At 68.7% G+C, this 12722-nt stretch carries 10 protein-coding genes; 5 read left to right on the top strand and 5 right to left on the bottom strand.

From position 1 onward, the window contains the following. Positions 1-63: 63 nt before the first annotated feature. Complete coding sequence (locus Q4P07_RS04545) at positions 64-1791, top strand: tetratricopeptide repeat protein (protein WP_303373712.1); 1728 nt, start codon at positions 64-66, stop codon at positions 1789-1791. Here Q4P07_RS04545 and Q4P07_RS04550 read toward each other — a convergent pair. Further along, positions 1758-2237: a hypothetical protein gene (locus Q4P07_RS04550; RefSeq protein WP_303373713.1), complete on the bottom strand. Its 480-nt coding sequence runs from the start codon at positions 2235-2237 to the stop codon at positions 1758-1760. The genes Q4P07_RS04545 and Q4P07_RS04550 overlap by 34 nt on opposite strands. A 104-nt stretch (positions 2238-2341) precedes the next feature. Next, positions 2342-2818, bottom strand: coding sequence for a nucleoside deaminase (locus Q4P07_RS04555; protein WP_303373714.1), 477 nt, complete (start codon positions 2816-2818; stop codon positions 2342-2344). A gap of 69 nt (positions 2819-2887) precedes the next feature. Between Q4P07_RS04555 and Q4P07_RS04560 the strand changes: the two genes are divergently transcribed. Continuing rightward, entirely contained in the window at positions 2888-4822 is a 1935-nt protein-coding gene (locus tag Q4P07_RS04560; protein WP_303373715.1) for a S9 family peptidase, read from the top strand. A 7-nt stretch (positions 4823-4829) separates the two neighbouring features. On the opposite strand, the gene purB is transcribed toward Q4P07_RS04560, so the two are convergent. After that, positions 4830-6257, bottom strand: a complete 1428-nt coding sequence (purB, locus tag Q4P07_RS04565) for an adenylosuccinate lyase (protein WP_303373716.1) — start codon at positions 6255-6257, stop codon at positions 4830-4832. 79 nt (positions 6258-6336) lie between these two features. Between purB and Q4P07_RS04570 the strand changes: the two genes are divergently transcribed. Beyond that, positions 6337-7596 (top strand): threonine/serine exporter ThrE family protein, encoded by a 1260-nt coding sequence (locus Q4P07_RS04570; RefSeq protein ID WP_303373717.1) that lies wholly within the window; start codon positions 6337-6339, stop codon positions 7594-7596. A gap of 17 nt (positions 7597-7613) precedes the next feature. Here Q4P07_RS04570 and Q4P07_RS04575 read toward each other — a convergent pair whose 3' ends face one another. Beyond that, positions 7614-9185, bottom strand: coding sequence for an acyl-CoA carboxylase subunit beta (locus Q4P07_RS04575; RefSeq protein ID WP_303373718.1), 1572 nt, complete (start codon positions 9183-9185; stop codon positions 7614-7616). 42 nt (positions 9186-9227) lie between these two features. Then, positions 9228-10406: an acyl-CoA dehydrogenase family protein gene (locus tag Q4P07_RS04580; RefSeq protein WP_303373719.1), complete on the bottom strand. Its 1179-nt coding sequence runs from the start codon at positions 10404-10406 to the stop codon at positions 9228-9230. A 78-nt stretch (positions 10407-10484) separates the two neighbouring features. Between Q4P07_RS04580 and Q4P07_RS04585 the strand changes: the two genes are divergently transcribed. Both Q4P07_RS04585 and Q4P07_RS04590 read left to right on the top strand, forming a co-directional pair. Next, a complete protein-coding gene (locus Q4P07_RS04585) occupies positions 10485-10901 on the top strand; it encodes a MerR family DNA-binding transcriptional regulator (protein ID WP_303373720.1) in 417 nt (138 codons plus the stop codon). A 37-nt stretch (positions 10902-10938) separates the two neighbouring features. Beyond that, entirely contained in the window at positions 10939-12717 is a 1779-nt protein-coding gene (locus Q4P07_RS04590) for a biotin carboxylase N-terminal domain-containing protein (protein WP_303373721.1), read from the top strand. Positions 12718-12722: the final 5 nt, after the last annotated feature.

Consider the following 12722-nt stretch of genomic DNA (forward strand, 5'->3'; position numbering starts at 1 on the left):
GCCGTAGCCCGCTCCGAGCAGCCACCTCCACGATCCAGCACACCTCAGACGTGAGTGGACGGGATGAGCGCTGGCATGAAGACCTACTACGACCTGGGCAGTTACGGCCGGAAGGTCACCAACGCCTCAGCCGAGGCACAACGCTGGTTCGACCGCGGCCTCGTGTGGACGTACGCGTTCAACCACGAAGAGGCAGTGCGTTGCTTTGAGCGGGCCCTCGCCACCGACCCGGACTGCGTGATGGCCCACTGGGGGCTCGCCTACGCACTGGGTCCGAACTACAACAAGCCGTGGGAGTCCTTCGACTCGGTCGACCTCGCCGCCACCGTGTCGAGCGCTTTCACAGCGTCCCAAGAGGCACTCAAGAGGAGCTCGCTCGGGTCCGGCGTGGAGAGTGCCCTGGCGGAGGCGCTCAGCGCCCGGTACCCCTCCGGCACGCCCGCGGAGGACTGTTCGGAGTGGAACGCCGAATACGCCGACGCGATGCGCAGGGTCTATCACGACTATCCCGACGACCTGGACGTGGCGACGCTCTTCGCGGACGCGCTGATGAACCTGACGCCGTGGGCGTTGTGGGACCAGGGCACCGGTGAGCCGGCTGACGGAGCGAGCACGGCCGAAGCCAAGGACGTCCTGGACCGGGCTCTTGAGGCGACTGCCAGTCGGGAGCATCCGGGCGTGCTGCACATGTACATCCACCTCATGGAGATGTCCCCTCGGCCCGAACTGGCTATCCGCGTCGGCGATCTCCTTCGTCACCTCGTGCCCGATGCGGGTCACCTCCGGCACATGCCGACCCACATCGACATCCTGTGCGGGGACTACCGCAGCGTCGTGGAAACCAACTCGGACGCAATCGCGGCGGACGAGAAGTTCCTTGAGCGCGAAGGGCCGATGAACTTCTACAGCCTGTATCGAGCTCACAACTACCACTTCAAGATCTACGGCGCCATGTTCCTGGGCCAGTCCGCGGTGGCCCTAGAGACGGCCGACCAGCTCATCGCGATGATCCCTGAGAGCCTGCTCCGAGTGGACGTCCCGCCGATGGCGGACTGGCTCGAGGGCTTCCTCCCGATGAAGTTGCACGCCCAGATCCGCTTCGGTCGGTGGCAGGACATCATCAACGCGCCACTGCCTGACGACCCCGATCTCTATTGCGTGACCACCGCGATGCTGCACTACGCCAAGGGCGTAGCCCACGCCGCCACCGGGCAGATTCCGCAGGCAGAGCGCGAGCGGGCGCTGTTTCTGACCGCAGTGGAGCGGGTCCCCGAATCGCGCACCGTCTTCAACAACACCTGCCGCGACATCCTTCAGGTCGCCGCTGCGATGCTCGACGGGGAGTTGGAGTACCGCAGGGGCAACTACGACGCGGCGTTCGCGCACCTGCGTCACTCTATCGAGCTCGACGACACTCTCCCCTACGACGAGCCGTGGGCCTGGATGCAGCCCACCCGTCATGCCTATGGCGCGCTGCTGCTGGAGCAGGGACGGCTCGAGGAGGCCGAGGCCGTCTACCGTGCTGACCTTGGCCTGGACCGCACCCTGGCCCGCGCGTGTCAGCATCCCGGCAACGTCTGGAGCCTGCACGGTTACCACGAGTGCCTCGTGCAGCTCGGGCGGCACGAACAAGCAGCCATCATCGAGCAACAACTCGACATTGCCAAGGCTCGCGCCGATGTGCCGATCAACGCCTCGTGCTTCTGTCGACTGAGCGCACAGGACCCAGACGGAGGTTCGCCTGAGGGGGCGACCGCCTACTCCACCTGCTCAGCCTCGAGGCCGGACTGAGTCCCGGCAAACATCTCCGTGAGGTCGAGCGAGCGCACGCGGTGCTGGGAGGCCAGCGACACGTAGGCCCGTGCCAGGACGTCTTTGCCGAAGCCGAGCACGGTGTTGAGCAACCCGGTCGCCTCCGCGAGTTCCTCAGGCTTAGCCGACGCGACGACCTGGCGCCACATTGACGCCTCGAGCGCGTTGAACGCTGCCTGCACCTCACTGATGTCGAACCCCTCGCTGAAGCGCTCCTCTGCAACAGCCTCGGCGTAGGCGCTCACCCCTGAGAGGTCGCGGTTGCCGATGGCGTCGACCACGAGGTCAAACAGGCCCTCGAGCCGCTCCCGAGGGAGCATCTCACCCGCAGCCTTGTAGTGCTGGATGTGTGAACGGTCGACGACGGTGTAGCTCTCGTCGACGATGCTTGAGCGAGACTCCCGGAGCAGCGCTGCACAGTCCATGTGGACACACCTACCCTTCAACGTCTGCATCGTCCCACGCGGACCGGCTCAACGGGCCGCCGGGCACTGTTCCCTCGCCCAGGTGGCGAGCCGGTGCGCCGGCCTCATCGGTGGAAGCGCCCGTGCAGCCCTCGGATCCGCTCCGACAATTCTGGGACGGGACCATCGACGACGGCGGAAGGCACCACACGCTGGATCGGCAACCCCAAGACGGGGCCAGGCTCGACGCCGAGCTCCTGCAACCACCCGCCGAGCTGCTCGGAGGATGAGGCGATGACGATGCGTCCCAGACCTACCCACCCGTGGGCCCCGGCACACATCGGGCAGTGCTCGCCGGAGGTGTAAACGGTCGAGGCGGCGCGCTCCTGGACGGTGAGGTGCTCGACCGCCCAGTAGGCGATCGCAATCTCCGGGTGCTGGGTGGGATCCCCACCGGCAACGTGGTTGTGATCCTCGAAGAGCACCTCGCCCTCCGCGCTCAGCAGCAGTGACCCGAAAGGTTCATCGCCGCGCTCGACCGCCTGCTCTGCCAGGTCGACACACCGCGTCAGCAGCTCCAGGTCACGCTCGGTGATCGTCATCTCCGCCTCTCCGGCCCAGCTGCGGGTGCGCCGGGACCGCCTCCATCATCGCCGCATTACAGTCGTGGGGTGCAGCCACGCGACCTGACCATGATCCGCACCCTTTCCTCCCCGACCGTCCGGCCAGACGGCAACGACGTCGTCTTTGCGGTCAGCCGGCCTGATGTGGAGGACAACCGCTACCGCAGCAGCCTGTGGCGACTCGACCTTCGGGACAAGGACGCCACGCCGGTGCGCCTGACGCGCAGCACCTACGACAGTTCACCCGTCTACTCCCCCGGCGGCACCCACCTGGCCTTCCTCCGCGGCAGCAAGGACGGACCACCCCAGCTGCACGTCATACCTGCCGATGGGGGTGAGCCCCGCAAGCTCACCGACCAACCGCTCGGCGTCTCCCAACCCTCCTGGTCCAAGGACGGCGACAAGATCGCGTATGTCGCTCGCGTCCCCGAGGCGGGCCGCTACGGGACCGACAAGGACATCAAGCCCGACGCGGAGGCGCCCAGGCTGATCGAGCACAGCGCCTACCTGTCAGACGGTCTCGGCTATGTCCTGGACCGTCCGGCCAAGCTGTGGGTGGTCGACGTGTCGATGTTGCCCAGCGACGACGACGCCTCTGCCGACGAGCTGCCAGCGAGCCTCCAGCTGACGACGGGCAACGGCGACGACGACCAGCCCCGCTTCATCGACGGCGGACGACGCGTCGCCTTCATCTCCGCCCGCAACGCGCGCGGGACGTGGCGGCCCGACACCCTCGTCAGCGACGTCTGCTCCGTCGACCTGCGCGGCAAGAGCTTCCGACGCCACACCGACGGCACCAGCTCGGTGGGCAGCATGGACGTCACAAGCAGCGGCGACATCGTTTACGGTGCAGGTGACCTCGGGCCGAGCAAGCAGGACTTCGTCGCGCGCAACCCGGTCCTACGTCGCCTCGACCGCGCCACCCCCCTCACCGACGCCGAGACCGACCACCTCGCCTGCGCACCGGCCCTGCTCGCCGACGACACGGTCATCGCGGCGTTCGAGCACCGTGGCGACACGGTGGTGCGGAGCTTGCCTGGGGACACGGTCCTGCTCGAGGGCAATGTCAGCGTCTCTGCGCTGGCTGCCGCCGCGGACGTGGTCGTCGCGGTGGCCGACACCCGCGCCTCATACTCCGAGCTCTTCGTCGGCCCTGTCACCGGCCCCCTCACCCAGCGCACCGACTTTGGCCGCCACCTCACGGGGACCGCTGCACCGATCCAGCCCGAGGAGCTGGACACGACGGCCGCTGATGGCTACCCCGTCCACGGCTGGCTGTTCCGCCCGTCATCCACGCCGCGCAGGAAGGCTGGCCACCCGGTCGTCCTGATGATCCATGGTGGCCCTTACACGCAATACTCCGGCAACCTCTTCGACGAGGCGCAGGTGCTGGCGGGGGCGGGCTACGCGGTGGTCATGGGCAACCCGCGCGGCGGCTCTGGGTATGGCGCGACGCACGGCCGGGTGCTGAAGGACGCCGTCGGGACCGTCGACGTGGCAGACCTGACGGCACTGCTGGACCACGCGCTCGCCGCGCCGGACCTGGACGAGGATCGGGTGGGGGTGCAGGGCGGCTCCTACGGCGGGTTGATGACGACCTGGCTCGTCGGGCACAGCGACCGGTTCACGGCCGCGATCAGCGAGCGCGCGGTCAACGCCTGGGACTCCTTCGCTGGCACCAGTGACATCGGGTGGTTCTTCGGCGAGGAGTACTCCGGCGCCTATCAGGTCGAGCAGTCACCGCTGACCTGGGCGGACAACATCACGACCCCGACCATGATCATCCACAGCGAGCGAGACTTCCGGTGCCCGCTGGAGCAGGGCCAGCGCCTCTTCGCCCGCCTCAAGCGCAACAACGTGCCGACACGGCTGCTCGTCTTCCCCGGGGAGGGGCACGAGCTCAGCCGCGCGGGGCAGCCCAGACATCGCGTGGCGCGCTTCGAGCACATCCTCGACTGGTGGAGCGAGCACCTCGGCTCCTAGCCCGGGCTCAGAGGATCTCGCCTGGGTCGTAGGCCGCTGCCTGCGGGTTGGCCTCGGCGAGCTCCTCGACCCGCGCCACCACCCTGCTGACCTGGGCGGCAGCGGCGCCGGTGAACTCGATCGGCTCCGCGACGAGCGCATCGATCTGGCCCCGCGTCAGGCCAAGCCGCGGGTCCGCAGCCAGTCGGTCGTAGAGGTCGTTGGTCGCCAGGCCCTGACGCATCCCGAGCGCCACTGCGACTGCGTGCTCCTTGATCGCCTCATGCGCCTCCTCGCGGCCGACCCCGTTGCGGACCGCCGTCATGAGGACCTTCGTCGTGGTCAGGAAGGGCAGGTAACGATCTAGCTCACGCTGGATCACCGCCGGGAAGGCCCCAAACTCGTCGAGCACGGTGAGGAAGGTCTGGAACAGCCCGTCGATGGCGAAGAAGGCATCCGGGAGGGCGATCCGCCGCACGACCGAGCAGCTGACGTCCCCCTCGTTCCACTGGTCACCGGCCAGCTCGCTGACCATCGAAAGATAGCCACGCAGCACGACCGCCAAGCCGTTGACGCGCTCGCACGACCGGGTGTTCATCTTGTGCGGCATGGCGGAGGAACCGACCTGGCCCTCCTTGAAGCCCTCGGTCACTAGCTCCAGGCCCGCCATCAGCCGGATCGTCGTGGCCAGGTTGGAGGGTCCGGCGCTGAGCTGCACGAGCGCGCTGACCACGTCAAAGTCGAGGCTGCGAGGGTAGACCTGACCCACGCTGGTGAGCACGTGCCCGAACCCTAGGTGGCTGGCAACCCGTTGCTCCAGCTCCGCCAGCCTGGACGCATCGCCATCGAGCAAGTCGAGCATGTCCTGCGACGTGCCCATCGGGCCTTTGATGCCCCGGAGGGGATAGCGGGCGATCAGCTCATCGAGGCGCTGCAGGCCGCTGAGCATCTCATCAGCGACCGTGGCGAACCGTTTGCCGAGCGTCGTCGCCTGGGCAGCCACATTGTGGGACCGTCCGGCCATGACGGTGGACTCGTGCTCCGCCGCCAACCGCGCCAGCCTGGCCAGGGTGGCGATCGCGCGGCCGCGCACGAGACGCAGGCTGAGGAGGATCTGCAGCTGCTCGACGTTTTCGGTCAGGTCGCGGCTGGTCATGCCCTTGTGGATGTGCTCATGGCCGGCCAGCGCCGAGAACTCCTCGATCCGCGCCTTGACGTCGTGCCTGGTCACCCGCTCCCGGGCCCCGATGCTGACCAGGTCGACCTGGTCGACCACGTCCTGGTAGGCCTCGATGACCCCGTCCGGGACCTCGACACCAAGGTCCTTCTGGGCCTTGAGGACCGCGATCCACAACTGGCGCTCGAGCACCACTTTGTGCTCCGGTGACCAGATCACGGCCAGGTCGGCCCCGGCGTAGCGGGTGGCCAGGACGTTGGGGACGGTCGGTGCGCTCACGCGGCCGATTCTCCCACGCTCAGCACCGTTGCCACGGGTGCCTCCCCATGCCCTGCCGGGGACACGCGACAATCGGGGAGTGCCCTCCATCGAAGACCGCGACCGCCGGCTGCTGGCCTGGCTCGGCGCGGGCCTGCTCGCCGGAGGTATGCCGACCAACGAGGTCGAGGAAGACGTCCAGGAGGTCGCGCGCGCTCTGGGGCATCCCCACGCCCAGGTGGGTGCGCTGCCGACCGCAGTGACGATCACGCTCTCGGCCGGTCGGCCCTCGACCTCGGAACGGGTCGAAGGCGGTCTGCGGCTGGACCAGCTGGCGGAGGTCGCCGCGCTGCAGGCGCGGTTGCGCGTCGGCAGCATCGGTCCCGAGCAGGCGCTGGCACGACTGGCCACGCTGCGTGCCGACCCGCACCGCTATGCGCTGCCCGGCCTGTTCGCCGGCGGAGTGCTCTCCGGCGTGGGGATCGGCCTCATCCTGACACCCGCCTGGCCGTCGGTGCTCTTCGCCGCCTTCCTGTCCCCCGTCACCGTCCTGCTGCTCCGCCTCGCCGGCGCCAGCTCCACGATCCGACTGCTGATGCCCCTCTTCGCCGCTTTCGCGACCTCGGTGGCGGCGTTCGGCGCCGCTCGGCTCGGGCTCATCGAGTCACCGCTGTGGACGCTGGTCGCCCCCATCGCGGTCATCCTCCCCGGCGCAACGATCGTCACCGGCCTGATCGAGCTCGGCGCGGGCGCCATGGTGGCCGGCACCGCGCGACTGGCGCACGGCACAGTGCAGATGCTGCTCTTCGCCCTCGGCGTCGGGGCCGCCGCTGCCCTGCTGAGGGTGCCGCTGGACCAGCTCGACCCCACCCGCCCCGTCGACCTGGGCTGGTGGGCACCACTGCTGGGCATCGTGGTCGTGACCGTGGCCATCTCGTTGCTCGAGTCGCTGCCCCTACGCCTGCTGCCGTGGGTGCTGGTGAGCGTCCTGGCGACCTATCTGGCGCAGACGCTGGGCACCACCGGGCTGGACAGCCGGTGGGCGGGGGCTTTCCTCGGTGCCTTCGTGGCCAGTCTCGCCGCGACCCTGGTGGAATTTCTTCGACCGGCGCTGCCGCGGGTCGTGGTCTTCCAGCCGAGCTTCTGGCTGCTGGTGCCAGGCTCTCTGGGACTCGTCTCGGTCGCGCAGGCTGATGTCGCACCCGTGGCGGCCGCGGGTGCCGTCGGCGAGGTCACTCTCGTCGTGATCGCTCTCTCGCTCGGCATCGCGGTGGGTGCCAGCCTGGCGCGCCCGCTGCGGCACGTCGCCCGTCGGCTCGGACTGGCCTACCTGTTGGGGCCGCTGCGCCGGGGCGGCTGACGCGGACCGTCGCGGGGTCAGACCGGGGGGATGGAGCGGTGCCGGGTGGAGAAGTGGCGGTCGCGGCGCGCGGCGTAGCGCAGCCGCTTGATCACCTCTTTGCGCAGGTCCTCGGGCTCGGTGATGGCATCAATGACCAGGTCGGCAGCCAGACGCTCCAGATCGACATCCTCCAGATACTCCGCGCGACGCGCCTCCACATACGCCGCCCGCTCCTGCAGGTCCTCGATCTGGGCGATCTTGTTGGCGTAGACCGCGTTGACGGCGGCTTCGGGTCCCATCACCGCGATCCGGGCGGTCGGCAGCGCGATCGTCGCCTCCGGACCGAAGCCGGGGCCCCCCATCGCATAGAGCCCGGCGCCGTAGGCCTTGCGGACCACCACGCACAACTGCGGGACGGTCGCCTCGGAGACCGCCGAGACCATCTTGGCCCCGTGCCGGATGATGCCGCCACGCTCGACCTCGGAGCCGATCATGAAGCCGGGGACGTCGGCCAGGTAGAGCAGGGGGATGCCGTAGGCGTCGCACAGCCAGATGAAGCGTGTCGCCTTGTCGGCGGAGTCGGTGAAGAGCACCCCACCCTTGACGGCTGAGTTGTTGGCCAGGATGCCGACCGTCTGGCCGTCGATCCGGCCCAGCCCGATCACCAGCTCGGCGGCGAACAACGGCTTGATCTCGAAGAAGCTGTCGGCGTCGACCACGCCCTCGATGACCTCGTGCACGTCGAAGGGCACCGACTCACTCTCGGGCACCGTGGCTCCGGTGAGCGGGGTCTGCGGCTCCTCGCCCTGATAGACCGGCAGCGGTGCTCGCCAGCTCTCGGGCAGGTAGGAGAAGTAGTGGCGGGCCAGCTCGATCGCCTCAGTGTCGTCCGCGGCCAGCAGGTCACCCACGCCGGAGACCGTGCAGTGCATCCTCGCGCCCCCCATCTCTTCCAGGGACACCTTCTCCCCCACGACCATCTCGGCCATCCGAGGGCTACCCAGATACATCGAGGCGTTGCCCTCGACCATGATCAGCAGGTCGGTGAAGCTAGGGATGTAGGCGCCACCTGCCGCGGACGGCCCGAACAGGCAGCAGATCTGCGGGACCTTGCCGGACAGCGCGACCTGGTTGTGGAAGATGCGACCGGCGCCACGGCGCCCAGGGAAGAGGTCGACCTGGTCGGTGATCCGCGCGCCGGCAGAGTCGACGAACCAGAAGATGGGCAGTTCTTCGCGCAGTGCGGCCTCGGTGGCCCGGATGATCTTCTCCACCGTCCGAGCGCCCCAGGAGCCCGCCTTGACGGTGGGATCGTTGGCGACCACGATCGCGGCCCGCCCGTCCACCTCGCCGCGGCCCGTCACGACACCGTCGGCGGGCAGGTTGCCGGCGGTAGAGTTGGCATAGCGCCCGTCCTCGACGAAGCTTCCCTCGTCAAAGAGCAACGCGATGCGGTCGCGGACGTAGAGCTTGCCCTGGTCGTTGAGTTTGGCCTTGCCGCGCGCGGTCGGCTCCGCGGAGGCCTGGTATGCCGTGCGCAGCCGCTCCCGCAGGTCGGCGACCCGGGGGTCGGGGTGCGGGTTGGTGCCAGAGCTGCCCATCGACATACCGCTCACCCTCTCACCTCGCAGACCCGAGCCGTGTGCCGGTCAGGAGGGCAGTCCGAGGCCTCGGGCGATGACCATGCGCTGCACCTCCGAGGTGCCCTCGCCGATCTCCAGGATCTTGGCGTCGCGGAAGAATCGCGCGACGGGGTATTCCTCCATGAAGCCGTTGCCGCCGAAGACCTGGGTGGCGATGCGGGTGGCGGTGACGGCGGCTTCGGTGGAGTAGAGCTTGGCGATCGCGGCGGCCTGCTTGACCTCGGCGACGCTGCGTCGACCGGCCTCGCGCTCGTCGTTGAGCCAGGCAGCCTTGTAGGTGAGCACCCGCGCGGCCTCGACCATCACCGCCAGGTCGGCGACCTGGAAGGAGATGCCCTGGTTGACCCCGATCGGACGACCGAAGGCGATCCGGGTCTTGCTGTAGTCCGTCGCCTCTTCGAGCATGCGCTGGGCGCAGCCGACGGCGAGCGCCGAGATCGCGATGCGGCCGTCATCGAGGGTCTTGAGGAACTGCTTGAAACCCTGCCCCCGCTCGCCGAGCAGGTTGCCCTCGGGCACGCGAGCAGCCTCGAAGGTGAGCCCGTGGGTGTCGGAGATGTGCCATCCCAGCTTGCGGTAGGGCGGCTCCACGACGAAGCCCTCGGTGCCGGTCGGGACCATGATCGCGCTGATCTCCGCCTTGCCATCGCTCTCGCCGGTCCTGGCCGTGACCGTGACGACCGACGTGAGGTCGGTGCCGGAGTTGGTGATGAAGGCCTTGGCGCCGTGCAGGACCCACTCGCCGTCCTCGAGCCTGGCCCGGGTCTTGGTGGCGCCGGCGTCCGAGCCCGCCTCGGGCTCGGTCAGGCCAAAGCCGGCGAGCGCACGGCCAGCGACGAGGTCGGGCAGGAAGCGTTCCTTCTGTTCCTGGGTGCCGAAGGAGAGGATGGGGTTGATGCCCAGCCCCACCCCGGCCGAGAGCGTGATGCCGATCGACTGGTCGATCCGGCCCAGCTCCTCGATCGCCAGGCAGAGGTAGGAGAAGCCGCCCTCCTCGAGCCCGGCGCCGCCGAACTCCTCGGGAGCGTTGAGGCCGAACAGGCCAAGCTCTCCCATCTGCGGGACCAGCTCGGTAGGAAAGTGGGCATCGCGGTCCCAGGCCGCCACGTGCGGAGCGATCTCCTGCTCGGCGAAGTCGCGCACGACGCGACGGAAGTCCTCATGGTCCTGGCTGAGTTCGAACACAGGCCCATCGTGCTTGACCTTGACGCGTCCGTCAAGGTCAAGCACGATGGTCGAAGACCACTTGACGTTAGGACAACCGTGACCGAAAACGACACCACGTGGACCATCGCCGCGATGGCCGACGACTTCGACGTGACGCACCGCGCGCTCCGTCATTACGAGCATCTCGGCCTGCTCTCCCCCGAGCGTGAGGGGCAGCGCCGCCTCTACCACCGCCGCGAGCGCACGCGACTCGCGTTGATCCTGCGGGGGCGTCGCCTCGGTTTCCCGCTGGAGGAGATCGCGACGATCCTGGGGATGTATGACGACCAGCCCGGCGAAGCGGGTCAGCTGCGCTATCTGCTCGGCCAGATCGATGACCGCAGAGCCGACCTGGAGGGGCGGCGTCGCGACATCGAGGACTCCCTCCAAGAGTTGGACAAACTGCAGCAGCGCTGCACGCAGGATCTGGCGGGCCTGACCGCAGCGACGCGCGAGGCGAGCGGCCCCCAGTGACGCGCCTCGTCATACCGCTGGGTCTAGGGTTGGCGCCATGCCGATCAGTAAGGTCCTCATAGCCAACCGTGGCGAGATCGCGGTGCGCGTCGCCCGAGCCTGCAAGGACGCAGGCCTGACCTCCGTCGCGGTCTATGCCGAGCCCGACCGCGACGCCCTGCACGTGAAGATCGCCGACGAGGCCTACGCCTTGGGTGGATCGACGCCCGCCGACTCCTACCTCGTGCAGGAGAAGCTGCTGGACATCGCGCGCCAGGCAGGCGCCGACGCAGTCCACCCCGGCTACGGATTCCTCGCCGAAAACGCCTCCTTCGCGCGCGCCGTCCTCGACGCCGGACTGATCTGGATCGGTCCTGGACCTGACGCGATCGACGCCCTGGGCGACAAGGTCAAGGCCCGGCACATCGCGCTGCAGGCCAACGCTCCGCTGGTGCCCGGCACCAAAGAGCCGGTCGAGGGTCCGGACGAGGTCGTCACCTTCGCCCAGGAGCACGGGTTGCCGGTCGCGATCAAGGCGGCCTATGGCGGCGGCGGGCGCGGTTTGAAGGTCGCCCGCACCCTGGAGGAGATTCCCGAGCTCTACGAGTCGGCGGTGCGCGAAGCGGTCACGGCCTTCGGTCGCGGCGAATGCTTCGTCGAGCGTTTCCTGGACCACCCTCGGCACGTGGAGACGCAGTGCATCGCCGACCAGCATGGCAACGTGGTCGTGATCTCCACGCGCGACTGCTCGCTGCAGCGCCGCAACCAGAAGCTCGTCGAGGAGGCGCCCGCTCCCTTCCTGTCGCAGGAGCAGCACGACGAGTTGGTGCGAGCCAGCAAGGAGATCCTGCGGCTGGCCGGCTATGTCAACGCCGGGACCTGCGAGTTCCTGATCGCACCGGACGGCAGCATCTCTTTCCTGGAGGTCAACACCCGGCTCCAGGTCGAGCACCCGGTCTCTGAGGAGGTCACTGGCATCGATCTGGTCCGCGAACAGTTCCGCGTCGCGGACGGCGAACGACTGGACTATCCCGACCCGCCCCCGCACGCCCACTCGATCGAGTTCCGGATCAACGGCGAAGACGCCGGGCGGGGCTTCCTGCCCGCACCCGGCACCGTGTCCAGGCTCGTGGTGCCGCACGGCCCGGGAGTGCGTTGGGACGCCGGGGTGGAGCAGGGCGACACCATCGCGGGCGCCTTCGACTCCCTCGTAGCCAAACTGATCATCACCGGCAAGACCCGCCAGGAAGCGCTGCAGCGGGCGCGCCGGGCGCTGGCCGAGCTCGTGGTGGACGGTATGCCGACGGTGACCCCCTTCCACCGTGCCGTTGTCGATGACCCTGCCTTCGCCCCGGAAGATCCGGACGAGGCGTTCAGCGTGCACACCCGCTGGATCGAGACCGACTTCGACAACCAGATCGAGCCCTACTCCGGCCCCGTGGCCGAGGGTCCGGACGCGGAGGAGGGCGAGCGCCAGACGGTGGTCGTGGAGGTCGGAGGCCAGCGGATGGAGGTGTCGCTGCCTGCGGGCCTGTCCCTGCTTGGTGGCACCGGCGCCGCTGGTGCCCGTAAGAAGGCACCCAAGCGTTCCCGGCGCGGTGGCACGACCACGGCTGCCTCAGGTGACGCCGTGACCGCCCCGATGCAGGGCACGATCGTCAAGATCGCGGTCGAGGAGGGTCAGGAGATCGCCGAGGGCGACGTCGTGGTCGTCCTGGAGGCGATGAAGATGGAGCAGCCCATCAAGGCTCACAAGGCCGGCACCGTCACCGGCCTGACCGCGACCGTCGGTGAGACCGTCTCCAACGGCGCCGTGCTCTGCGAGCTCAAGGACTGACCGCA

Origin of the sequence: Ornithinimicrobium sp., from assembly GCF_030537745.1 — a bacterium.
Classification (GTDB): Bacteria; Actinomycetota; Actinomycetes; order Actinomycetales; family Dermatophilaceae; genus Ornithinicoccus.